Below are 22,858 nucleotides of genomic sequence, written 5' to 3'. Positions count from 1 at the left end.
GCCGCAGGAAGCCTCACGGCTTTGAGACGAGCCTTTCCACGAGCGGCTCGATACGGGCGGCGAGCGAACGGTCGTGGAGAAGAGTGGCGACCGTGCGCTTCACCCCTTCGACCGTGCCAATCTTGGCGTGACGCAGGCGCGCGACCAGCGGCAGGACCGTAGCGCCGTCGCAGGCGCTCGGCTGGTAATCCCAGACCCGCACCTTCTGCTCGCTGCTTTCGCGCAGCTCCAGCCCGCAACGCTGCGCCGGGTCCGGATTCTGCCAGAACAGGGAGACGAGATCGACGAGCGCGGAGGAATCGTCGGCGAAATAGCCGTGCTTCAGCATGTCCTCGCCCAGAAGCGACATGTCCACGCTGTCGACCACCGGCGTGGCGAGGATGTTCTCGCCGCCCTGCCCCGCGCGCGGGGCGTCGCCGTGCAGCTTGCGCGAGACGGCGAGCGCCCAGTCCTCGTTGGACGCGTAGAGCGTCAGGCGCCTGCCGAGCGGACGGATCGTCGTCGCCATTTCGGCAAAGAGCCCGGCATCGACATCGGGCGCGGCGAAGATGATCTGGTCGAAGACGGGCATATCCCCGCCTCCCCTTTTCAGGGCCATGAGTTCCAGCGCGTCGGTCATGGCGCGGTTGCCCATCGAATGGGCGATCAGATGGATCCGCTTGGCGCCGGAGCGCGCCACCACATCCTCCAGAAAATGCCACAACCGGCGCCCGCTGAACCGCACCACGGCCGCGTCGGCCATATAGGCGATGGTCGAGGCGCGCGAAGGCCAGGAATAAAGGATCGGAAGGCCGTTGAAGCCCATGTCGTAGGCGAGCTGCGCGGTGCGCTTGGCCGCGTCCTCGAAGCTGACATTGTAGCCATGGACGAAGACGAAGGCGTCGTCCGTATCGCTTTTCTCAAGGTGGGCGCGCATGCGGGCGAAGACGTCGTCGCCGGCCATCGGCTTGACGGAGACAAGGATGATGTGGCGCGCCGGCGACGGCGTCACCTCGAAGCTGAGGATCGACGGCGCCTCGATGCGGCCTGGAACATGGTTCCTGGGAATGGTGACCGTCGCGACGCCATATTCGAGCTTGCCCCGGTCATGGCCGTAAAAGCGCCCCGGATAGGGATCGTGCGTCGGCGCGCGGTCGGTCGCGTAATAGATATCGACGCTCTCGGCTTCCGCCTCCTCGCCCGCCCCGCGCGTCGGCACGGGCTGACGTTCGGCGAGTTCGGCCGCGTTCTGGCGGTAGGCCGATGCGGCCTCGCTGTCGCCGCGCTCCTCGGCGATCTCCGCCAGCCGGGCGAGCGTGCGCCGGCGCACTTCGACGGGCATGCCGGCCTCCGCCTCCTCTTCCAGCGCCGCGCGGTAGACCCGCTCCGCGGCCCGCTGATCCCCTGCCCTTGCGAGAAGCTCGCCGGCCTCGTGGAGAATGGCAATCGGATCGCCGCCTGACGACTCCTGGCCCGCCTGGGCACTGCCCGCAAGCTCCAGGAGCACGCGCGCGGCCTCCGCCAGGCGGCCCTGCGCATGGAGGAGATCCGCCTTCAGCCGGTAAAGGTCGCGCAGCCTCACAATATCCGGCGGCGTCTCGGCCGCGGCCTCGGCGATCTCCGCATCAACCCGGGCGAGCGCGGCTGCCGGATCGGTGGTGGCCAGCGCCAGTATTTCGCTTGCCAGCAAGGGGCTGGTTTCCGCGCGCGCCATCTGTCCGCAGGCGAGCACGGAGAGCAGGGCAACGAGTGCGACGAAGCCGCGTGAAGCGGTCAAGACGGAGAGCATCGTGCGATCAACCATGAAGCCATCCCCGCGGGCCGACACGGCCCGACGTTCCTTCCTCCACCCCGGCGCAGCCTCAAGCAACGGCCGCTGAAGGGGCCGACAGATTGCTGCACAAGGAGAGCTGTGCCAACCTGACGCAGGGATATTTTGAGTCAAAGTCCACGACGATGCGTCTTGCCGCCGTTCTTTTTGCCGCGATTTCACTGGCCTTTGCGGCGGGTGGCCAAGCCCGGGCCTCGACGATGGCGCTCCTCGTCGGCGTCTCTAATTACGACGATGCCATAGGCCTTGCCGATCTCGAAGGCCCGCCGAACGACGTGCGCCTGCTGCGCGACGCGCTCGGCGCACACGACATCCGCGATGTCACCATCCTGGCGGACAAGGTGGAGGGCGGAACGCGCCCGACGCGCGAAGCCATCCTCGGCGCCTTCGCAGACCTTCAGAGCCGCGCGACGTCCGGCGACCTCGTCATCATCCATATGAGCGGTCACGGCACCCGCCAGCCCGACCAGAACGGCGACGAGGCGGATGGCTATGACGAGCTCTTCCTGCCGGCCGATGTGAAACGGGCCGAGCCGGGCTCGGGCGTCATCCCCAACGCCCTCGTCGACGACGAGATCGGCGAAGCGGTCGACGACATTCGCCGCAAAGGCGCCGACGTCTGGTTCGTGATGGATTCCTGCCATTCCGGCACGGGCCTGCGCGCCGCATCCACGGCGACCCGCGATCGCTATGTCGATCCCGCCCTCCTCGGCATCGAGGCACGGCCGGCACGCCCCGCATCGGCCGAAGGCGACCTCGCCGCGGAGGTGACGGGCGAGGACGAGCCGGAAGGCGGCCTCGTCGCGTTCTATGCCGCGCAATCGTCGGAAGTGGCGCGTGAGGTCGATTTCGCGCCGGAAGGATCGAGCGGCGCGCCGAGCTGGTTCGGCCTGTTCACGGCCAAACTCGCCTCCCGCCTGCGCGAGGCCGGCGCCATCAGCTATCGCCAGCTCTTCCAGGCGGTGATGGCGGACATGAACGACGAGAGCGTGCCGGGCGCCGCCCGGCTGCAGACGCCGTTCTGGGAAGGAACGCTGATCGATGCGACGGTGCTTGGGGGCAGCGCCAGCGTCGGGATTCGGCAGTTCGAGATCGATCGCGACCTCCTTTCGGCCGGCAGTGTCCATGGCCTCAGCGAAGGCACGGTGCTCGAGCTCGTCCCCGACGCGACGACGGTGCCCGGCGAGGGGATCGGCTACGCCCAGATCGACGGGATCGAGCCGCTCTCCTCCTATGTCCGCCCGGTCGCCGAGGATTGCGAGGCCGAGCCCGGATCGCTCTGCCCACGCGCCGGCGAACTCCCCTCCGATGCCCGCTATGCGCGGGTCGTCGCCGTGCCGATCGACAGCGTCCTGCGCCTGTCGCCGATCACCGACCTCGGATCGGCTCCCGGCGCGGCGGACGAAAAGCTGGAGGCCGCCCTGAAAGACGCGGTCGAACGCTTCAACGCCCGCGGCACCGGCCGCATCGAGATCGGCTCGGCGGATTACGACGTGGCGGTCGGCCGGGACACGGGGCAGCTCTGGTTCGGCCGGGCGATCAGCGTCGGCGAAGAGCCGATCGGCCTTGCATGGAAGCCGGAGGACGGCGATCTCCTGCCCATTCTCACCCGCATCGCGCTGGCCGAGCGTCTGGCCGCCACGATGGCGGCGATCGCGGAAACGGGCTCGCCGCTCAACCAGAATCCGGTCGAGATTTCGGTCAATGTCGAAGAGAGCGACCGGGACGCCCTGTCGCCGGAAGGCCCGCCCCGAAACCTCGCTTCGGAGTGCCGCAATTACGCCGAGCCGCGACCGCTCGCGGGCGGCGCGCCCCTCAAGCAGTGCGACCGGCTCGACATCGCCGTCAAGGGCGCCGTCTCCGGCTCGCGCGACGTCAATCGGATCTACATCGATTCCCATTTCTGCGTCTGGGCCCATCACGAGCGGGTCGAGGGCACGGCCCGCCCGACACGGCTCGGCGAGCCACTCACGCTCTGCTCGGACTGTCCGGACTATTCCGCAGGCGACGAGCGCCTCTTCGTGCTCGTTTCGGAGGCGAAGCAGAACGCCGATCAGATCAACCTCGAAGGCCTGGTCGAGACCTGCACGCGCGGCGCGACGCGGAGCGCCGGCAACCGCGCCTTCTCCGACCTGATCGAGTCCGTCAGCAAGGCCGGCCGGACCCGCGGCGCCTTCGGCGGGCTCACGCCGGAAAGCGTCTGGGTCGAGGAGATGTCCTGGAAAGTCCTGCCGCGTCGCGTCGCCCTCGGGCAGGACGCACCGGCTCCCAATGTGGGATCGGCCCGCCCTTGATCGATCTCTCGCTCCCGGCGACACCATGGGGCCACCTGAGATGAGGCCTCCCCGGCACCGGCACGCCCAAGCCTGGAGGCGAGCCTCGTTCGCCCTCCTCCTCGCCGTGGCGATTTTCGGGCCCGCTCCGGATGATTTCGCAAGAGCGCAGGACGCCCCGCCGGATCTGGCAACGGCCGAGCGCGCCGTCGCGGGCGCTGCCGACGACGAAAGCCTCGCCGAGGCACTCGACGATCTGATCGGCGCGCTCGCGGTGGCTCAGGATTTTCCGCGCGCGACGGAGGTCGCCGAGCGCGCCCTTCTTCTGCGCCGACAACTCCACGGGCCGGACGATCCGCGCACGATCCAGGCCTTCGTCAACGTGACGACGCTCCTGCGCGTCCTCGGCCAGGAGGGGCTGGCGAGGCTCGGAACGCGCATCGACCGGCTGGCGGAGATCGACGCCAATGCGCTCGGCACGCGCGCGCCCGAGGTCGCCTACACGCTCTTTCACTACGCCGTCCTCGCTCAGCCGGAGAACGCCGTGGCCCTCACCCGCCGCGCCATCGCGCTCTGGGAGGCGGCCGGTACCACCGGCGAACCGTTCGAGACGGCGCGCGCGCATCTCGTCCTCCTCCTCACCAACCAGGGCCGCGTCGAGGAGGCGGATGCCGCGCTGCGGAACGTCTCGCCCGAGCAGCCGGCCTATGTCGGCCAGGCGCTCGCCGTCGCCAATCTCCACTTCAACGCAGGCGAACTGGACAAGGCGCAGGAATGGTCGCTTCGGCTCTTCGAACGGCCGGTGGAGCAATTGCGCGCGCTCGGACCGACGGTCGCGCTGCAGGCGCGGCAGATCGCGACCGATCTCGGCGAGGCGGAGCGCTGGGCGGAGGCCGGCGCGCTCCTTGCCCATGCGCTTCGATTGCAGCAGGCGCTGTTGCCGGCCGACGATCCCGAAATCGCCGAGACCATGACCCGCGCCGGCATGGCCGCTTTCCGAGACGGCCGCCCGGACGACGCGATCGCCCATTTCCGCGCGGCCGTCGAGATTTTCGACCGCGGCTCCGAAAGCGGCGGTTCAGCCGATTTTGCCCGGACCATGGCGGGCGAACTCCTCTTCGCCCAGGGCCGCTACAGGGAGGCCGAGCCCTATCTCCGCGACGCGCTCGCCAAGGCGGAGGCAGAGGGCCATCCCGATCCCCTGCTGCGGGCGCGGCTCGGCCGTCTGAAGATCGAGACGAACGACCTTGCCGCCGCCGAGAGGCTGCTCCGCGGCGCGCTGCAGGCGCATGCGGACAGCGCGCCGTCGGCGCCGCGCCAGCACGCCGAGATCCTGAACGATCTCGGCCGTGTCTACGACCGCATGGGCCGCTACGGCGACGCCGAGGAGCGCTATCGGCAGGCCCTCGCCGCGCTTCAAGAGGCGACCGTCCCGGACCAGACCAACCCCGAGCAATCCATCCGCGACCGCGCCAAGACCCTCGGCAATCTCGCCAAGGTGCTGTGGACAACCGGGCGCACCGAGGAGGCGCGCACCACCACGCTCGACGCCCTGTCGGCCGGTCTCGGCCGCAAGGTCGACGAGGCGGAGCTCGAACCTCTCCTCGACAGCATCATCGCGGATCGCGCCGACCTGCCGCCGGAGGCCGCGCTCGCCACGCTCGCCGACATCGAGCGGCTCCTCCTCATCCGCCAGTCCCGTCCCCAATCCCCGGGCGAGGTCGAAGCGGTGCTGCCCCTCCTGCGGAAAGTCGCCGAGGCCAAGCAGGAAATTCTGCCGCCCGGCGACCGTGAAGTCGCGGCCTCGCGCAACAACGTCGCCGTCGCGCTCACCGAGCTCGGTCGCCCCGAGGAGGCGGCCGAAATCCTCAAAACCGCGCTCGCCGCCTATGACGGCGGGGACGCGCTGCAGATCGCGACCTTGCGCATCAATCGCGCCAGCGCTCTGCGCAAGCTCGGCTCGACGGCCGCCACGGAGGAAGCCCTGCGGCTCGTGGAGAGCGCGCAGGCGAACCTCGAAGAGGCGATGGGCGTCGGCGAGCCCGCCGCGATCGACGCGCTCGGCGATCTCGCCTCGCTCTCCCGGGAACTCGGCCGGCTCGAGGAGGCCGACGCGCTCTTCGCACGCGTCCTGCAAGCGGAAGAAGCGCGCGGCGTCGCCGACCTCGAATTTTCCCGCATCCTCGGCAACGTCGCCTCTCTGCGCGTCGAGCAGAAGCGCTACGCCGAGGCCGAAGGCCTGCTGCGGCGCGCCCTCGCCATCTCCACCGCGCAGGCGCCGGAAAACGATCCCCGCCGCATGGCGCAGATGAGCAATCTCGCGACGACGCTCGGCTTCCTCAACCGGCGCGAGGAAGCGCTTGAGCTGCAGCGCCGCGTGGTGGCGCTCGACCGCGCAACGCTGCCGGCCGAGCATCCGGAGCTCGCGCAGGATCTCGCTTCCATGGCCGCGCTTCTCATCCGGCTCGACCGCCTCGACGAAGCGGATCAGGCGATCCAGGAGGCGCTGCAGGCCTTCGGCGACGAAGCGAAGGATGGTGGTGAGGACGGCTTCACCTATGGCTCGCTTCTCGCGCTCAACGGGGTCCTGGAACTGGTGCGCGACGAAGGCGCGCGCGAGACGGCAGAGAAGCCGTCCTATGCCGAGGCGCTGGCGGATCTCCGCCAGGCCACCGCGCTTCTCTCGGCACCGGACCGGCGCGACCTGCCGGGCAGCACCTCGCATCTGCCGTTCCATGTCTATGCCGCCATGCGCGCCGCCGAGAATGCCAGTGAGGGCAACGACGATGCCGAACGAACCGCGCTCCTCGCCGAAGCCTTCGCGGCGGCGCAGGGCATCAAGCAGCTCTCCGCCTCCCGCGCCGTCGTGGCGGCCGGCGCACGCTGGGCCGCGCGGGAGACGACCGGCGACGACGCCCTCGCCGACGCCGTCCGCCGCTACCAGGATGCGCTCGCCGCGCTCGGCGCCGCGCGCGGAGAGCTCGCCGCGAGCTTCGCCGCAACGGGCCCCGCCGCCGAGGAAGCCGCCGCCGAGGAAGGAGCAAACCGGCGCGCCCGCCTGCGCCAGGAAATCGCCGATCTCGAAGCGGAGAGCGCCGACCTCAGGCGCGCGATCGCCGAGCGCTTCCCCCGCTATGCCGCCCTTTCGGAGCCCGCGCCGCTTTCGCTCGGCGAGGCGCAGGCGCTTCTCGGCCCCGACGAGGCGCTCATCCTCTTCGCCACCTCCGATCTGAGCCGCGCCCTTCCCGGCACCACCGGCAGCGTCGTCGTCGCCGTCACCAGCGAGAGCGTCGTGGCGAAGCCCATCGCCGTCGATGCGGAGCTCGGCGAAGCCGTCCATGCGCTCCGCTGCGCGGCGGCGCTGACCGACAGAGGCTGCGGCCGGGAGCCGATCGCCGTCGCCTCGCGCGGCAGCATGAACGTCGCCGCCGAGGCCGATGCCGCCCCTTCCGGCGTGCCCGCCTTCGACACCGCACTCGCGGAGCGCGTCTATCAGGCGACCTTCGCGCCGGTCGAGGCCGAGATCGCCAGCAAGCGGCACTGGCTCGTCGTGCCGGACCAGACGCTCGTCGGCCTGCCCCTCAACCTTCTCGTCCGCCCCGGCGCCGGCAAAAGCGACGCGGTCGACTGGATCATCCGCGAACATGCCGTGAGCGTGCTGCCGGCCGCCTCCACCCTGCGCACGCTGCGGGGCTCCGATGCGCGGCCTGATCCCGGCGGCCTCGCGTTTCTCGGGGTGGGCGATCCGGCCATCGGCGACAGGGCGCGGCGGCAGGGGCCGGTCGCCTGCGCCACGACCGATCTCGCGCAGCGCCGCTCGGCCGCCCCGCCCGACGAAAGGTCGCTCGGCTCGTCTGGCCCGAGCGGCCTCGCCGATCCCGACCGGCTGCGCCGTCTCGCCGCCCTTCCCGACACGCGCTGCGAGCTTCAGACGATCGCCGACCGCCTCGGCCAGAACCGCCAGGCCGAGCTGCTGCTTGGACGCGAGGCGACCGAGACGCGCCTCAAGACAATGAGCGAGGCGGGCGCGCTCGCCCGCTTCCGCACCGTCTCCTTCGCCACGCACGGGCTTCTCGGCGACGAGGTCGGCCAGCACGAGGCCGCCCTCGTCCTGACGCCGCCCGAGCACGCGAGCCTCACCGATGACGGGCTCCTCACGGCGAGCGAGATCGCCGGTCTGAAGCTCGGCGCCGACTGGGTGATCCTTTCGGCCTGCAACACGGCGGCCGGGCGCGACGAAGGCGACGAAGAAGGCCTCTCCGGCCTTGCCAGCGCCTTCTTCTATGCCGGCGCCCGCAGCCTTCTCGTCTCCTCCTGGCCGGTCTATTCCGACGCCGCCGCGAGGCTCACCACGACCGCCCTCGCCGCTCAGGGCGACGACCCAGCGATCGGCCGCGCCGAGGCCCTCCGGCGCGCGATGCTCTCCGTTCTCGACGATCCCGCCGCCTCACCGCGCGAGCGCCACCCGGCCTATTGGGCCCCCTTCACCATCGTCGGCGAAGGCGGCAGTACGTTCTGAGACCGGCCCGCTTTTGCCGGCTCGATCCTCAAGGGTAGCGGCGGGTGATCCACTCGACGACGCAGGCCGGGCGCTCGCCGCCCTCCACCTCGACCGTCACGTCCCAGGCGAGCTGAACGCCGGGCGCGAGGTCACGCGCCTCCGTCAGCTTGAAGCGGCCGCGCACGCGCGCGCCGGAGGGAACGGGCGCGGTGAAGCGCACCCGGTTCAGGCCGTAATTGATGCCCATGCCTTCCTCCTCGATCTTCACCGCATCCTCGAAGAGCGGTGCGAGCAGGGAAAGCGTCATGAAGCCGTGCGCGATGGTGCCGCCATAGGGCGAGTCCGCCGCTGCGCGCTTCGGATCGACATGGATCCACTGAAAATCCTCGGTAGCGCGGGCGAACAGGTCGATGCGCTCCTGGCTCACCTCGAACCAGTCGCTCACAGCGACCTCCTCGCCGACGAGCGCGGCGAAATCGGCGAGGCTTTCAATCGTCCGGGCGGGCATGACTCATCCTTGTCTGGGTCTGGGTCTGGGTCTGGGTCTGGGGTCTGGGTCTTGGGGCCGGGTTGCGGCGCGAGGCGGGCGGGAGCGGTCTGCGGCCGTCCTCCGGCCTACATCCCGATCAGTTCGGCCTTGTCGAGCGTGTTCTGCAGCATGCGAACCGTGGCGACGTCCACCATGACGCCGTCGACGCTGACGGCGCCGAGACCCTCCGCTTCGGCCCTGGCGTATTCGCGCGCCATCTTGCGGGCGAAATCGACATCCTCCTGCGCCGGCGTGAAGACGTCGAGCGCGGGCTGGATCTGCGAGGGATGGATCGCCCATTTGCCGACGCAACCGATGATGGCCGCCCGCCGCGCTTCCTCGCGGTAGACCGCCTCGTTGCCATAATTGCCGTAGGGCCCATCGACCGGATCGATGCCCGCGGCACGCGCAGCCATGGCGAGCTTGAAACGCGGATAGTGCCAGAGGTCACCCGGGTAATCGTGGTCGCCCCCGGAGCGGATGCCGACGCCCTGGCTCGCCGAATAGTCGCCGAGCCCGAAGATCACGCATTCCAGCCGCGGATCGGACTGGCAGATCTCCACGACGTTCTGCAGCCCCGCCGCTTCCTCGATCAGGAGCTCGATGCCGATCTTCTTCTCCAGGCCGATATTCATCTCGATCTGGTTGAGGAGCGTCGCCACGAAGCGCACGTCGCAGGCGGTGATGACCTTCGGGATCATGATCGTGTCGAGATGCTCGCGCGCCCCCGTCACCACCTCGATGATGTCCTCATAGGCGTATCTGGTCGTCAGGTCGTTGATGCGCACGCATCGCGTCTTCGTGCCCCAGTCGAGGTTGCGCAGGGCCTCGACGGCCATTCCGCGCGCCTTCGCCTTGGCGCTCGGCGCCACGGCATCCTCAAGGTCCAGGAAGACATGGTCGGCGGCGCTGGTGGCGGCCTTGGCCATCATCTTCTCGCTGCTGGCCGGGGTGGCCAGCTGCACGCGGCGCAACCGGCGCGGACGCTGATAGGTCATCTCATCTCCCGTTCATCTATTCGACGGTCTGGCCCTGGCGCAGCGCCGCGATCTCTTCCGGCGAGCAGCCGATGCCGGCCAGGATGTCGTCGGTGTGCTCGCCGAGCATGGGCGCGCGGCTTCGCACGCCACCCGGCGTCTCCGTCATGCGGATGGCATTGCCGGCGATCTGCAGCGGCGCGGCGCAGCCCGGATGCTCGACATCGACGATCATCTCGCGCGTGCGGAAATGATCGTCGTCCAGGATGTCTTCGACGTCGTTGACCGTGCCGAAGGGCAGCCTGCCGCCGAGGCGCGCGGCAAGCTCGTGCTTGGTCATGGCGCCTGTCGTGCGGCCGATCTCGTCGTAGACGAAGGCCTGGTTCTCCACCCTCGCCTCGCGCGTGGCGCTGCGCGGATCGGTGATGAGCTCGGGCCGGTCCAGCTGCGTGCACAGGATGCCCCAGAGCCGGTCGGTGTGGCCGGCGACGGTGATCCAGCCATCCTTCGCCGGCAGCATGCCGAAGGGGGCGAACATCGGATGGCGGTTGCCTTCCGGCCGCGGCACCACGCCGGTGACGGAGTATTGCGCGACAATGCGCTCGCAGACCGACAGGATGGCATCGACCATGGCGACGTCGACATACTGGCCCTTGCCGCTCTGGCGCGCCTGCAGGATGGCGCAGACGACGCCGAAGGCCGCCATCGTGCCGGGAACCGTATCGCCGATGCCGGGCCCGACCTTCAGGGGGCGGCCGGCCTCGGCGCCGTTGATGCCCATGACTCCGCCCATGGCCTGCGCCACGACGTCGTAGGCCGTCCATTCGACATGCGGGCTGCGGCCCGTTCTCGGATCGCCGAAGCCGCGTATGGAGGCGTAGACGAGGCGCGGATTGACCTCACGCAGCGTCTCGTAGGAAAGCCCAAGCCGGTCCATGACGCCGACGCGGTAATTCTCCACCAGGGCATCGGCCTCGCGGCAAAGCCGCAGCACCAGCTCGCGGCCCTCCGGCTTCTTCAGGTCGATGGCGATGCTCTTCTTGTTGCGGTTGATGCTGGCGAAATAGCCGGTGAAGACGCGCATCGTGTCGTCGGGGCGGAACGGCGCGCCGAAACGGATGTATTCGCCGCCGATCGGCTCGATCTTGATGATCTCCGCCCCCTGATCTGCGAGGAGCATGGTGCAAAACGGGCCCGCGAGCATCTGCGTCAGGTCGACGATGCGCACGCCGGCAAGAGGTCCCGTGGGGGTCGTCATGGCCGGCTCTGCGGACGCCTCTTGATGAGGGCGCGGCGCCTGCCCTCAAAGACGATCTTATCGTCCTGGTTCACGCCCCAGTGCCGGAAGGTGACGACGCCCGCATCCTCGCGCCCGGCGGCGCCCGTCTCCAGCACCTCGGTATAGGCATAGAGCGTATCGCCGGCGAAAACGGGCGTCGGGAAACGGATGCCGTCGAGGCCGAGCTCCTCGACGGCATTTTCCGCCGTGTCCTGCGAAGCGAGGCCGATGACGAGCGAGGCGGTGTAGCCGCCGAACGCCATGCGCTGGCCGAAGAGCCCGCCCTGCATGGCGTGTTCGTTGAAATGGCCGTGCGCGGTGTTCATGACGAGGTTGGTCAAGAGCACGTGCTCGGCCGCTTCCACGGTCTTGCCGCGGGCGTGGCGGACAACCATTCCGGGTGTGAAATCCTCGAAATAGTTGTCGCTGCCCGTGAGCGCGCGGTGGTTCACGACGCCGACTTTCCGAGGAGATGATCGGAGATGACGCGCAGCTGGATCTCCGAGGTGCCCTCGAAGATCTTGGTGAGGCGCGCGTCGCGCCAATATCGCTCGACGGAGTGCAGCTTGGTGTAGCCGGCACCGCCGTGGATCTGGAGGGCCTCGCTGGTGACGCGCTCGGCCATCTCGGAAGCGAAATACTTCGCCATCGAGGATTCCAGATCGGCACGCACATTGGCGTCGATCTTCTCGCATACCGAATAGACGAGCTGGCGGGCGGCCTCCAGATTGACCGCCATCTCGGCGAGCTTGAAGCGCAGGGCCTGGAAATCGGCCAGAGGATGGCCGAACTGCTTGCGCTCGTGCATGTATTCGGTGGCGTCCTCGAGCGCGCCGCGGGCGACGCCGATGGCGCGGGCGGCCGTCTGGGCACGCAGGCGCTCCATGCCGTGCAGGATGCGGTAGAAGCCCTCCCCCGGCTCGCCGATCATCTTGTGGGCCGGCACACGCGTGCCGTCGAAGGACAGCTCCCAGGTCTTCCAGCCGAAATAACCGATCTTCGGGATCGGGTTGCCGCTGCAGCCTTCCGGCAGCTTGCCGCGCTCCTTGTCGATGAGGAAGGCCGAGATGCCGCGATGCTTCTTCGTCGGGTCGGGATCCTTGGAGGTGCGGGCAAGGAGGATGATGAAATCGGCTCCATCGGCGAAGGTGCACCAGTATTTGTTGCCGGTGATGACCCAGCTGTCGCCGTCCTTCTCGGCGCGGCACTGGAGGCTGGCGAGGTCGGAGCCGACGCCGGGCTCGGAGAAGGAGCCGGCCCCGATCAGCTCTCCGCGGGCAATGCGCGGCAGGTAGTATTGCTTCTGCTCGTCGTTGAGCCCGACCGAGCAGGCCATGGCGCTGCCATGGGCGATGATGGAACCCACCGACATCCAGGCGCGGGCGAATTCTTCCGTCACCATGCAATGCTCGTAGGAGCCAAGGCCCATGCCGCCGTATTCCTCCGGCACGATGATCCCGAAGAAGCCGAGTTCGGCGATCTTCTCGCGCAGCTCCATCGGAATGTCGCCTTCGATGGGATCGAGCTTCTTGGCGACCGGCAGGATCTCCCGCCGGGCAAAATCGCGCGCCGTTTCGCGGATCATCCGGCGCTGGTCTGTCATCATGTCCATGCTTATTTCTCCTCCCCCGCCGCGCGACGACCCACCAGGTTCGTTCGGGTGAATTCGATCACGCGCTCGGCATTCTGATTGAAGCCCTCGGTGCGCCAGCTGACGATGCCGAGCTCCGGCCGCGAGGACGAGGGACGCCGCTCCAGCACGACCGAGCGGGCAGTGAGCGTTTCGCCCGGATAGACCGGCCGCTGGAAAGTCAGGTCCTCGACGCCGAGGAAGGCGCCGCCGCTCTCGGACAGGTCCTCCACCGAAAGCCCGAAGACGATGGCGAAGACGAGCATCGGACATGCGACGACGCCCGGATGGCCTTCGGCACGGGCGTATTCGGCGTTGAAGTAGCGCGGGTTGAAATGCAGCGTCGTCGCGGTGAAGAGCGCGTTGTCGCCCTCGTTGATGGTGCGGCCCCAATGGTGCTCAAAGCGGTCGCCCGGCTCGAAATCCTCGAAGAAGCGCCCCTTCGGCCAGAGCACGGCGCGCTCGCGGAAATCAGACATGCGCGGCGGCCTTCGCCGCGGCGTGCCCGGGGGCACCCTTCTGGGGGCGGAAATATCCTGCCACCGGCCTCACTCACTCGTTCGTTTCCTCGCTGCAAAACCTAAAAGTCGGCCTCGAACCGGTCAAGATATTTGTCGAATATTTTTCGGTTTTCGATTGAACGCACATCTACACCGCCGGCGATCGGAGCTCCGTGCGCACCCATGCCACCTCTGGCGAAACAGCTACTTTTCCTTGCAAGTCGTGCCGCCAAGGGTCACTGTCATTTCGCCTGCGAGACTCGCATGGATGAACCATTCCGCTCTTTTTCTCGCTTATTTATCGAGTTTCACGACAATGACCCCAGCTCCCCTGAACCTGACCAGAGCTATCGGCCGACTGGCGGCGCACGGCTTCGACGAGCCGATCCCCGATGCCGCCTCGAAAACCGTTTCCGCCGGCTTCACCGATCTCGTCGCCTGCATCCTGGCGGGCCGCAACGAGCCGCTGGTCGACATCGTCAAGGCGCTGGAACTGGAGCGCGAGGGGGACAACGGCACAGCGAGCGTGCTCTTCACCGGCGCGCGCGCCTCCTCCCAGGCCGCCGCCCTGATCAACGGGGCGGCCGCCCATGCGCTCGACTATGACGATGTCGGTCTGATCGCCCATCCAAGCACCGTCCTCGTCCCTCCCCTTCTGGCCGAGGGCGAGCGTCTCGGCTGTTCGGGAGCAGCGCTCATCCGCGCCTATCTGGTCGGCTACGAGGCCTGGGCCGAGCTGTCGCGGCGCGATCCCGCGCCCTATCACCAGAAAGGCTGGCACCCGACCTCGACGCTCGGGATGATCGGTGCGACGGCGGCGGTCGCGGCACTGAACGGCTGCGACGAGAAGGTCGCGGCGAATGCGGTTGCGATCGCGGCAAGCCTTGCAAGCGGCATCGCGGCCAATTTCGGCACCATGACGAAGCCGGTCCACGCCGGCCACGCCGCCTCCTCGGCCGTCACCGCCACGCGGCTGGCGATCGGCGGCCTGACGGCGGCAGAGGATGCGCTGGAGCACCCGGCGGGCCTTCTGGCCGCGCTTTCGCCGAAAGGAGAGGTCGATCTCGGCCCGGTGCCGGCAAGCTTCGGCAAGGAGCTCGCCATCCTGGAGGGAGGGCTCTCCTTCAAGAAATATCCGATCTGCTACGCCACCCATCGCGTCATCGACGTCATGCTGGAGATGATCCGCGACAACGACCTCGACGCCTCGGCGGTGGAGCGGGTCACCGCCGAAATCGGCCCGACGCAGGCGGCGATCCTGCGCAACGGCCAGCCGCAAACCGCGCTTGAAGCAAAATTCAGCTTACAATTTGCCGTTGCCTCCTGTCTGATCGCACGGAATGTTTCACTGCGCGAGCTGACCGACAGCTTCGTCGCCAGAGCGGAGGTGCAGGATGTCATGCGGCGGGTCGAGGTCCGAATCGCCAACACCCAGTGCCCGGTCGAACCGGCCTTCTCCTACGCCGACCGCGCCTGGATCCGGTTGCGCGACGGGCGCACCCTCGACAGCGGGGAGATCCGCTTCGCGAGCGGGCATGCGCAGCGGCCTCTCGAGCCGAAGGCAGCCCGAGAAAAATTCGATGACTGCTGCGACGCAACAGACTTTGCGTTCGCTGGCGAGCTATGGAAAAAGCTCTCCTCACTGGCGGATCTGGAGAATGCGCGCGACCTCGCATGTTCCCCAAATCCATGAGTTCGGTGGGATTGACCGGGCGTTTCCGGCGGCCTGGCATATGCCGTCAGCGCTCGCCTTTCGCAGGGGTGGCCATCCTCCCCCGGATCGCCTCACATGCCGTGATGCGATGTCAGAGCCGAGAGATCTTCGAGGATTATCATGAGTGAGATGCAGCCCTGGGAGCACCTGATCGAGGAGGCTGCCACACGTCAGCACGACGAAGAGCGGGTTCTGAAACAGGATCGCAGCCGCCAGCGCAGCGCCGAGATCCTCGATGCCGCGGTGCGCGTCTTCGCGCGCGACGGCCTGGTGAAGGCGCGCGTCGCCGACATCGCCGCCGAGGCCGGCGTCCCCCTGCCCTCGCTCTACGACTACTTCAAAGGCAAGGCCGAGCTCGCCTATGCCGTGCCGATCGCCCGGCAGAGCGAGTTTTTCCAGGAATTCTCCCGTCAGGCACGGGAAATGGAAACCTCGCGCGAAAGGCTCGCCCATTTTCTCTGGCTCACCACCGACTTCGCGCGCCGCAACCCGGACTGGGCGCAGGTGCTCTATCTGGAGATATGGCCGAGCGTGCTCGTGCGGGAATCGCGCGTGCGCGCCATCCTCGACGATTACGGCCGTATCGTCGTGGCGTTGATCCGCGAAGGCGCAGAACGCGGGGAATGGCCGGAGGATCCGAGCCCATACCAGACGGCGACGATCCTGATCGGCGCCATCTCGCAGCTCATCATCACGTGGCTGCTCTATCGCCGCCCGCGCGATCTCGTCGCTGCCGCCCATCCCATGGTCGAGCGGATGATGACGCTGCTGGACAATCCGCCCGAACCGCCCGTCGCCCGCCGGCCACGACGCACCGCACGCAAGAAGGCGAGCGCCGCGTCCTGAGGGCTTCTCAGACGGCGGCCTTCAGGCTCTCGGCGCGCAGATCCTCCACGAAACGGGTGGAGAAGCGTCCGGCGCGGAAGTTCGCGTTCCGGCAGATGCCGGCGAGAAACTCGCGATTGGAATGGATGCCCTCCACCACCGTCTGGCGGAGCACGCCGTTCAGGCGCTCGAGCGCGCTGGAGCGGTCCTCCCCCCACACCGCGATCTTGGCCACCATCGGATCGTAATAGGGAGTCATGGTATCGCCGCTCCGCATGCCGCAATCGACGCGCAGATGCTCGGCTTCGGGAATCTCCAGGCGCTCGATCCTTCCCGGTGAGGGCATGAAGTTCTTTTCCGGCCGCTCCGCGTAGAGCCTCGCCTCGATGGCGACGCCGTTGCGTTGGATTTCCGCCTGTGCCGGGCGCGGCCCCTCGCCCCGCGCCTCCTCGATCTGCCAGGCGACGAGATCCTTGCCGGTGATCATTTCCGTCACCGGATGCTCCACCTGGATGCGCGTATTCATCTCCAGGAAATACGGCGCCTGGTTTTCCTGGTCGTAGAGAAATTCCACCGTTCCGAGACTGCGGTAGCGAACCTGGCGTACCAGGGCGAGCGCAGCCTCGTACATGCGCTGCCGCACCGCCTCGGGGACATTAGGGGCCGGCGCCTCCTCTATGATCTTCTGGTAGCGCCGCTGCACCGAGCAGTCCCGGTCGAAAAGATGCACGCCGCCGCCATCGCCGAAGCCGAACACCTGAACCTCGACATGGCGCGGGCTTTCCACCAGACGCTCCAGGTAGATGGCATCGTCGCCGAAGACCTTCTCCGCCATGGTCTGGGTGGAGGCGGCCTTGCGCACCAGCTCGTCAGGACTATCGACGCGCTGCATGCCGATGCCGCCGCCGCCGCCCGCCGCCTTGATGAGGAGCGGGTAGCCGATCTCCTCGGCGGCTTCTTTCAGCCCCTCGGGGGCGGCACGGGTGAAGCGCCGGCTGCCGGGCAGAACCGGGACACCAGCCTCAACGGCGATGCTGCGGGCACGCTGCTTGTCGCCCATGGCGCGGATGCATGCCGCGTCCGGACCGATCCATATAAGCCCAGCCTCGGCCACCGCCTCGGCGAAATCCGCGCTCTCGGCGAGAAAGCCATAGCCCGGATGCACCGCGTCGGCGCCGCTTTCGCGCGCCGCATCGAGGAGCCCGGCGATGACGAGATAGCTTTCGGCCGCCCGCGCCGGGCCGATCGCGTAGGCCTCGTCGGCCATTTCCACATGCAGAGCGGAGGCGTCCGCCTCGGAATAGACGGCAACCGTGGCGATGCCCATCGCCCGGGCCGAGCGAATGATCCGGCAGGCGATCTCGCCGCGATTGGCAATCAGGATCTTTTTCACGGCAGGACCTCGCTCGGGCTTCCTCAGAGGACGGAGGCAGCGCCCAGGAGCGCCGTCGTCTGACAGGACAGAAGCCCGCCATTGCCGTGGCAGAGCGCCACTTCGGCGCCCTCCACCTGACGCTCGCCGCCGGCGCCGCGCAGCTGCGTAATGCCCTCCACGAGGGTGAAGATGCCGTACATGCCCGGATGCACGCAGGCGAGCCCGCCGCCATTGGTGTTGACCGGCAGGTCGCCGCCCGGCGCGATCGCTCCGCCGGCGACCAGCGCCCCGGCCTCACCCTTCTTGCAGAAGCCGAGATCCTCCAGGAAGAGGAGCACGTTGATGGTGAAGGCGTCGTAGAGCTGAAGGACGTCCACATCGGCGGGCTTCAGGCCCGCCATCTGGAAGGCGCGCGGGCCGGATTCGGCGGCCGGCGTGACGGTAAGATCCGGCATCTGGCTGATCTGGCGATGCGTCTGCGCCGTGGCGCAGCCGAGAAGATAGACCGGGCTCTGCCTGGCATCCCTGGCGCGGTCGGCCCGCACCATCACGACGGCACCGGCGCCATCGGTGACGAGGCAGCAATCGAGAAGGCTGAGGGGATCGGAGATCATCCGGCTCGCCAGCACGTCCTCCACACTCAGCGGATCGCGGGCAAAGGCGAGCGGGTTCTTCGCCGCCCATTTGCGGGCCGAGACGGCGACGGAGGCGAGATCCTCGCGGGTCGTGCCGTATTCGTGCATGTGCCGCGCCGCCGCGAAGGCATAGGAGGAGATCGGCTCGCGCGGCCTGTAGCGCATTTCGTAGGGCGGCTGGTCGGGAGCGGCGCTGCCGCCGGTGCGGGCGACGCTGCCGTAGCAGATGACGGCCACATTGCAGAGCCCCTGCTCCAGCGCCATCGCCGCCCAGAGCGCGTGATCGACGAAGGAATTGCCGCCCGTATTGGTGCCGAGGGCAACCTTCGGACGAATGCCGAGATACTCGCCGACGACGAGCGTCGGCAGGATGTTGTCCATATTGGCGGTGAACAGACCATCGACCTCGCTCTTGTCGATGCCGGCGTCTTCCAGCGCCGCGGCGACGGCCTCGCCGAGAATGTCGAGATGCGTGTAGCCCGGCGCCAGGCCCATGCCGGCGAGCCCGGCCCCGACGAAGGCGGCCTTGCAGCGCAGATCGCTCGCGCTCATGCGCCGCCTCCCTCGGCCGGCCTGAAGACAACGAGCGGACCCGCGTCGTCGGTGGCGATGACGGCCGTCACCGCCATGCCGATGGTGACGGCAGCGGGCTCGACCCCTTCCACGCGGCTCATCATCCGCGCGCCCTCGGCAAGCTCGACGATGGAGACATTGTAGTCGCCGCCACGTTCCGGCTTCTGGCGCACCGTCGTCGTGGAATAGACGGTCCCCTCGCCGGAAGCCTTCTTCCAGGTGAGCGCCCTCGACCCGCAGGACGGGCAGAGGGTGCGCGGGAAGAAGATCTGCGTGCCGCAGCCGTCGCAGACCTGCAGGCTGAAGCTGCCCTCGGCGAGGAAGGCCTGGAATTTGACACCCGGGGCATCGGGTGAAGGGGTCGGGGGAGCCATGCTCATCCTTTCAAAATGTCGGAGCGGCCTTCGCCACCCTCATAACTCGAATTTTTATCAGGTTATTTTTGCCCACACGCGCATGTCAACGGGAGGAAATAATTCGAACAAACCTCGTTTTTTGAGTGTCCGACCCCGGATCAGGGCCGCATGGCGAAGCCGGTCATGCCCGGCTCGCGCAGGGGCGCCGCGAGATTGGCGAATTCGCACAGGAGCGGGCGCGTATCGCGCGGATCGATGATCTCCTCGGCAAGGAAGGCCTCGGCCGTGCGGAAGGGCGAGCGGTAGCGGTTGAGCCGCTCCTCGATCTCCGCGTGCAGGGCTTTCGGATCCTCCGCGGCGGCAAGCTCGGAACGGTAGGCGGCCTCGATGCCGCCCTCGATCGGCAGAGAGCCCCAGTCGGCGGAGGGCCAGGCATAGCGGTAATGCAGACGCACATGGTTGCCGTGCGCGGCGCCAGCGACGCCGAAGGAGCGGCGGGTGATCACCGTGCACCACGGCACCCTCGCCTGATAGAGCGCGGCCAGCGCGCGGGCGCCATGGCGGATGGTGCCGTCCACCTCCGCCTGCTTGCCGATCAGGAAGCCCGGCACATCGCTCAGATTGACCACCGGGAGATGGAAGGTGTTGGCCAGATCGATGAAGCGGGTGACCTTGATCGCGGCATCCGCCGTCCAGCCGCCGCCGTAAAAGCGCGGATCGCTGCCGAGGATCGCCACCGGCCAGCCATCGAGGCGGCAGAGACCGGTGATGACCGGCCCGCCGTATTTGCGGCCCATCTCGAAGAAGGAGCCCGTATCGACCACCGCCGCGATGACCTTGCGCATGTCGTAGACCTTGCGCCGGTCGCGCGGCACGGCCTCGATCAGCCATTCCTCGCGCCGGTCGACATCGTCCTCGCAGGCCGCGCGCGGCGGCAGCTCGAAGACGTTGGACGGCAGATAGGAGAGGAAGGCGCGGGTGCGCTCGAAGGCTTCCTCCTCGCTGTCGACGACATCGTCCACGGCGCCGGCGCGCGCATGGATGTCGCTGCCGCCGAGTTCTTCCTTGGTGAGGTTCTGGCCGAGCCGCGCCACCAGCGGCGGGCCGGCGATGAACATGTGGGAGATCTCGCGCACCATCAGCGAATAATGGCTGGTGACGAGACGCGCCGAGCCGAGGCCCGCGACGGAGCCGAGGCCGAGGCCAACCACAGGCACCTTGCCGAGATTGTCCGTCACCCAGTCCCAGCCCTGGTTGGCTGGCACATAGGTGCGCTGGTCGATCTCCAGCGACTTGACCGAACCGCCGCCGCCGGTCCCGTCGATGAGACGCACCAGCGGCAGGCGCAGCTCGTTCGCCATCTGCTCGGCGTAAACCTGCTTGCTGCCGATCGCCGCGTCGCCAGCGCCACCGCGCACGGTGAAATCATCGCCGCCGACAACCACCGGCCTACCCTCGATCCGGCCCCGACCCATGACGAAATTCGCCGGCAGGAAGTCCGTCAGGGCGCCTTCGTCATCGTAGGTCGCCTTGCCGGCGATGGCGCCGACCTCGTGAAAGCTGCCCTTGTCGAGGAGCCTGTCGATGCGCTCGCGGACGGTGAGCTTGCCGCCATCGTGCTGACGCTTGACCTTTTCGGGCCCGCCCATACGGCGGGCGAGCTCTTCGCGCCGTCTCAGCTCGTCAATCTCGGGCTGCCAGCTCATCTGCCTACATATCCTCCCACATCTTCTTTTGTGCGGCCGAAGCCGAAACGGAGCTCAGCCCTCCACCACGGCGATGAGCTGGTCGACATCCACCATGTCGCCTTCCGTCACCGCCAGGGAGGCGACCTTGCCTGCGATCGGCGAGGCGATCGGAATTTCCATCTTCATGGATTCCAGGATGACGATCGTCTCTTCGGCCTCGACCGTATCGCCGGCCTTCTTTTCGATCTTCCAGACGGAGCCTGCGATCTCCGAAACAACGTTCTTGCTGGGCATCATGGTCCCTTGACTAGCTTGGTGAAAGACGCGCGCGCCATGCTATCGCGCGGACGGCTCAACCGCGGGAAAATTGCGGATCGCGCTTTTCCAGGAAGGCGGCGACGCCCTCCGCCATCTCGCTGGTCGCCGCGCAGGCGCCGAAGCTGACCGCCTCGGCCTGCAGATGAGCTTCCAGATCGCGCGAGAGCGCATCGGCAAGGAGCGCCTTGGTGCGGGCGACGGCATGCGGCGCGCTCCTCGACAGCCGCCCGGCAAGGGCGATGGTTTCCTTCTCCAGATCCGCATCCGGCACCACCCAATTGAGGATGCCGAACTGAAGCGCCTTCTGCGCATCGAAACGGTCGCTCAGGAGTGCGATCTCCATGGCCCGCTTCATGCCGACCGTGCGCGGAAGAAAATAGGAAGCTCCGCCATCCGGCGTCGTGCCGATCCGCGCGTAGGCGAGCGTGAAGAAGGCCTTCTCCGCGGCGATGGCGAGATCTGAGGCAAGCACCAGGCTGAGGCCGAGGCCGGCACAGGCGCCGCGCACGCTGGCGACGACCGGTTTCGGCAAGCGCCGCAACCGGTAGATGATGGGATGCATGGCATGGCACGCCGCCTCGAAATGGGCGCGACGCTCGGCCGGCGACTGATCGAACTGCTCGGTGAAGCTCTTCACGTCTCCGCCGGCCATGAAATGGTCGCCGGCGCCGCTGAGCACGACGCAGCGCACCTTCGGATCGTGCTCCACCTCGCCCAGGAAGCGGATGATCTCCTCGCGCATCTGGAAGGAGAAGGCGTTGAGGGAGCGCGGGCGGTTGAAGACCGCCCAGGCGGTGCCGTCGCGGATCTCGGCGTGGAAGTGCGCCGCCTCGGTATCCATTATGCGGCCCCGCTCTCGGCCGGCTCCTTGAAGCGATCGAGCGCCTGGCTGACGTAGTCTTCGGCAGATTCGAAGGCCCTCGCCGTGGAGAGGTCGCCGATCCTGTCATAGGCGGCAGCGACGGCATCGGGATCGCCGGCCGCCTCGCCTTCCAGGAACGCGCCCTCCGATTCCATCATCTGCGCGCGGGCGAAATAGCCCGCGCCGGCGCTGATGATATGGCCGGAGAAATCGCAGGCCTCGCTCGCCAGAAAAGCGGCGGCGGAGGAGACGTATTCCGACTTCAGATGCGGCAGCGCATGCTTGGGCATAAGCGCCTCGGTCATGCGCGTGGCAGCGATCGGCGCCACCGTGTTGACGCGGATGTTGTAGCGCGCACCCTCGAGCTTGATGACGTTCATCAGGCCGACGACGCCCATCTTCGCCGCACCGTAGTTGGACTGGCCGAAATTGCCGTAGAGGCCGGCACCCGAACTCGTCATGACGACACGGCCGTAATTGTTCTCGCGCATATGCGGCCAGGCGAAGGAAGTGCAGTAGACCGAGCCGAGGAAATGCACGTCGCAGACGGTGCGGAAATCCTCCAGCGGCATCTTGGCGAAGGTCTTGTCGCGCAGGATGCCGGCATTGTTGATGAGGACGTCGAGGCGGCCGAAGGTATCGATTGCCGTGCCGACGATACGCTCGGCGCCCGCCGGATCGGAGACGCTGTCGTAATTGGCAACGGCCTCGCCGCCGGCCTTGCGGATCTCTTCCACGACGCTGTCCGCAGCGCTGGTGGAATTGCCGGTACCGTCGACGGCGCCGCCGAGATCGTTGACCACGACCTTTGCACCGCGCCGCGCCAGGAGAAGGGCGTGCGAACGCCCCAGTCCCGCGCCTGCCCCGGTGATGACCGCCACCCGGCCTTCGAACGTTACCGCCATGCCTGCCTCTTCTCTTTATCGCGTTGCAGCCGCCGCCCGACGCAGCCGCCAGGCTCGACCGATTGGTTCCCGGCGATTATCCGAATGGCGTCCGGACTGTCAATGAAC

At 67.9% G+C, this 22,858-nt stretch carries 18 protein-coding genes; 4 read left to right on the top strand and 14 right to left on the bottom strand.

Annotated elements, in window-relative coordinates; translation table 11 throughout:
- Positions 1 to 13: 13 nt before the first annotated feature.
- Positions 14 to 1,783 (bottom strand): alpha/beta hydrolase, encoded by a 1,770-nt coding sequence (locus CLD20_RS16255; protein WP_224407715.1) that lies wholly within the window; start codon positions 1,781 to 1,783, stop codon positions 14 to 16.
- A 227-nt stretch (positions 1,784 to 2,010) separates the two neighbouring features.
- On the opposite strand from CLD20_RS16255, the gene CLD20_RS16250 reads away from it, so the two are divergent.
- Together CLD20_RS16250 and CLD20_RS16245 are read left to right on the top strand one after the other, a co-directional pair.
- Complete coding sequence (locus tag CLD20_RS16250; RefSeq protein ID WP_224407714.1) at positions 2,011 to 4,104, top strand: caspase family protein; 2,094 nt, start codon at positions 2,011 to 2,013, stop codon at positions 4,102 to 4,104.
- A 40-nt stretch (positions 4,105 to 4,144) separates the two neighbouring features.
- Positions 4,145 to 8,602 (top strand): CHAT domain-containing protein, encoded by a 4,458-nt coding sequence (locus CLD20_RS16245; protein ID WP_224407713.1) that lies wholly within the window; start codon positions 4,145 to 4,147, stop codon positions 8,600 to 8,602.
- 28 nt (positions 8,603 to 8,630) lie between these two features.
- Here CLD20_RS16245 and CLD20_RS16240 read toward each other — a convergent pair whose 3' ends face one another.
- From CLD20_RS16240 to CLD20_RS16215, 6 genes are all read right to left on the bottom strand, one after another.
- Positions 8,631 to 9,092, bottom strand: a complete 462-nt coding sequence (locus CLD20_RS16240) for a MaoC family dehydratase (protein WP_224407712.1) — start codon at positions 9,090 to 9,092, stop codon at positions 8,631 to 8,633.
- A gap of 107 nt (positions 9,093 to 9,199) precedes the next feature.
- On the bottom strand, positions 9,200 to 10,111 hold the full coding sequence (locus CLD20_RS16235; protein WP_224407711.1) for a CoA ester lyase: 912 nt from the start codon (positions 10,109 to 10,111) through the stop codon (positions 9,200 to 9,202).
- 16 nt (positions 10,112 to 10,127) lie between these two features.
- Positions 10,128 to 11,348, bottom strand: coding sequence for a CaiB/BaiF CoA-transferase family protein (locus CLD20_RS16230; protein ID WP_224407710.1), 1,221 nt, complete (start codon positions 11,346 to 11,348; stop codon positions 10,128 to 10,130).
- Complete coding sequence (locus tag CLD20_RS16225; protein WP_224407709.1) at positions 11,345 to 11,821, bottom strand: MaoC family dehydratase; 477 nt, start codon at positions 11,819 to 11,821, stop codon at positions 11,345 to 11,347. Before CLD20_RS16225 ends, CLD20_RS16230 begins: the two co-directional genes overlap by 4 nt.
- Positions 11,818 to 12,981, bottom strand: a complete 1,164-nt coding sequence (locus tag CLD20_RS16220; RefSeq protein WP_224407708.1) for an acyl-CoA dehydrogenase family protein — start codon at positions 12,979 to 12,981, stop codon at positions 11,818 to 11,820. The genes CLD20_RS16225 and CLD20_RS16220 overlap by 4 nt, the downstream gene beginning before the upstream one ends.
- Positions 12,982 to 12,983: 2 nt before the next feature.
- Complete coding sequence (locus tag CLD20_RS16215; protein ID WP_224407707.1) at positions 12,984 to 13,478, bottom strand: MaoC family dehydratase; 495 nt, start codon at positions 13,476 to 13,478, stop codon at positions 12,984 to 12,986.
- Between the two features lie 337 nt (positions 13,479 to 13,815).
- Between CLD20_RS16215 and CLD20_RS16210 the strand changes: the two genes are divergently transcribed.
- Both CLD20_RS16210 and CLD20_RS16205 read left to right on the top strand, forming a co-directional pair.
- Positions 13,816 to 15,192: an MmgE/PrpD family protein gene (locus CLD20_RS16210; protein ID WP_224407706.1), complete on the top strand. Its 1,377-nt coding sequence runs from the start codon at positions 13,816 to 13,818 to the stop codon at positions 15,190 to 15,192.
- A gap of 141 nt (positions 15,193 to 15,333) precedes the next feature.
- Positions 15,334 to 16,059 carry a TetR/AcrR family transcriptional regulator gene (locus CLD20_RS16205; RefSeq protein WP_224407705.1) on the top strand — a complete coding sequence of 242 codons (726 nt, stop codon included), beginning with the start codon at positions 15,334 to 15,336 and terminating at the stop codon, positions 16,057 to 16,059.
- Positions 16,060 to 16,066: 7 nt separating this feature from the next.
- Here the strand turns inward: CLD20_RS16205 and CLD20_RS16200 are convergent, their stop codons facing one another.
- The 7 genes from CLD20_RS16200 to CLD20_RS16170 form a co-directional block, all read right to left on the bottom strand.
- On the bottom strand, positions 16,067 to 17,431 hold the full coding sequence (locus tag CLD20_RS16200; protein WP_224407704.1) for a biotin carboxylase N-terminal domain-containing protein: 1,365 nt from the start codon (positions 17,429 to 17,431) through the stop codon (positions 16,067 to 16,069).
- 23 nt (positions 17,432 to 17,454) lie between these two features.
- Complete coding sequence (locus CLD20_RS16195; protein ID WP_224407703.1) at positions 17,455 to 18,600, bottom strand: acetyl-CoA acetyltransferase; 1,146 nt, start codon at positions 18,598 to 18,600, stop codon at positions 17,455 to 17,457.
- Positions 18,597 to 18,995 carry a Zn-ribbon domain-containing OB-fold protein gene (locus tag CLD20_RS16190; RefSeq protein WP_224407702.1) on the bottom strand — a complete coding sequence of 133 codons (399 nt, stop codon included), beginning with the start codon at positions 18,993 to 18,995 and terminating at the stop codon, positions 18,597 to 18,599. The genes CLD20_RS16195 and CLD20_RS16190 overlap by 4 nt, the downstream gene beginning before the upstream one ends.
- Before the next feature lie 140 nt (positions 18,996 to 19,135).
- On the bottom strand, positions 19,136 to 20,683 hold the full coding sequence (locus tag CLD20_RS16185) for an acyl-CoA carboxylase subunit beta (RefSeq protein WP_224407701.1): 1,548 nt from the start codon (positions 20,681 to 20,683) through the stop codon (positions 19,136 to 19,138).
- A gap of 54 nt (positions 20,684 to 20,737) precedes the next feature.
- Complete coding sequence (locus CLD20_RS16180) at positions 20,738 to 20,959, bottom strand: biotin/lipoyl-binding carrier protein (RefSeq protein ID WP_224407700.1); 222 nt, start codon at positions 20,957 to 20,959, stop codon at positions 20,738 to 20,740.
- 58 nt (positions 20,960 to 21,017) lie between these two features.
- Entirely contained in the window at positions 21,018 to 21,824 is an 807-nt protein-coding gene (locus tag CLD20_RS16175) for an enoyl-CoA hydratase/isomerase family protein (protein ID WP_224407699.1), read from the bottom strand.
- Positions 21,824 to 22,750 (bottom strand): SDR family oxidoreductase, encoded by a 927-nt coding sequence (locus tag CLD20_RS16170; RefSeq protein ID WP_224407698.1) that lies wholly within the window; start codon positions 22,748 to 22,750, stop codon positions 21,824 to 21,826. The genes CLD20_RS16175 and CLD20_RS16170 overlap by 1 nt, the downstream gene beginning before the upstream one ends.
- Between the last annotated feature and the right edge of the window lie 108 nt (positions 22,751 to 22,858).

It is taken from the genome of Afifella sp. IM 167 (assembly GCF_020144925.1).
Classification (GTDB): domain Bacteria; phylum Pseudomonadota; class Alphaproteobacteria; order Rhizobiales; family Afifellaceae; genus Afifella.
This window is presented reverse-complemented; position numbering and strand designations above follow the sequence as displayed.

Excerpts from the sequence above, each read along its gene's own strand:
- CLD20_RS16210 (WP_224407706.1), top strand. The coding sequence starts at position 13,816 with ATGACCCCAGCTCCCCTGAACCTGACCAGAGCTATCGGCCGACTGGCG.
- CLD20_RS16230 (WP_224407710.1), bottom strand. The coding sequence starts at position 11,348 with ATGACGACCCCCACGGGACCTCTTGCCGGCGTGCGCATCGTCGACCTG.
- CLD20_RS16185 (WP_224407701.1), bottom strand. The coding sequence starts at position 20,683 with ATGAGCTGGCAGCCCGAGATTGACGAGCTGAGACGGCGCGAAGAGCTC.
- CLD20_RS16205 (WP_224407705.1), top strand. The coding sequence starts at position 15,334 with ATGAGTGAGATGCAGCCCTGGGAGCACCTGATCGAGGAGGCTGCCACA.
- CLD20_RS16220 (WP_224407708.1), bottom strand. The coding sequence starts at position 12,981 with ATGGACATGATGACAGACCAGCGCCGGATGATCCGCGAAACGGCGCGC.
- CLD20_RS16240 (WP_224407712.1), bottom strand. The coding sequence starts at position 9,092 with ATGCCCGCCCGGACGATTGAAAGCCTCGCCGATTTCGCCGCGCTCGTC.
- CLD20_RS16170 (WP_224407698.1), bottom strand. The coding sequence starts at position 22,750 with ATGGCGGTAACGTTCGAAGGCCGGGTGGCGGTCATCACCGGGGCAGGC.
- CLD20_RS16180 (WP_224407700.1), bottom strand. The coding sequence starts at position 20,959 with ATGCCCAGCAAGAACGTTGTTTCGGAGATCGCAGGCTCCGTCTGGAAG.
- CLD20_RS16250 (WP_224407714.1), top strand. The coding sequence starts at position 2,011 with ATGGCGCTCCTCGTCGGCGTCTCTAATTACGACGATGCCATAGGCCTT.
- CLD20_RS16175 (WP_224407699.1), bottom strand. The coding sequence starts at position 21,824 with ATGGATACCGAGGCGGCGCACTTCCACGCCGAGATCCGCGACGGCACC.
- CLD20_RS16190 (WP_224407702.1), bottom strand. The coding sequence starts at position 18,995 with ATGGCTCCCCCGACCCCTTCACCCGATGCCCCGGGTGTCAAATTCCAG.
- CLD20_RS16245 (WP_224407713.1), top strand. The coding sequence starts at position 4,145 with ATGAGGCCTCCCCGGCACCGGCACGCCCAAGCCTGGAGGCGAGCCTCG.
- CLD20_RS16215 (WP_224407707.1), bottom strand. The coding sequence starts at position 13,478 with ATGTCTGATTTCCGCGAGCGCGCCGTGCTCTGGCCGAAGGGGCGCTTC.
- CLD20_RS16235 (WP_224407711.1), bottom strand. The coding sequence starts at position 10,111 with ATGACCTATCAGCGTCCGCGCCGGTTGCGCCGCGTGCAGCTGGCCACC.
- CLD20_RS16255 (WP_224407715.1), bottom strand. The coding sequence starts at position 1,783 with ATGGTTGATCGCACGATGCTCTCCGTCTTGACCGCTTCACGCGGCTTC.
- CLD20_RS16195 (WP_224407703.1), bottom strand. The coding sequence starts at position 18,600 with ATGAGCGCGAGCGATCTGCGCTGCAAGGCCGCCTTCGTCGGGGCCGGG.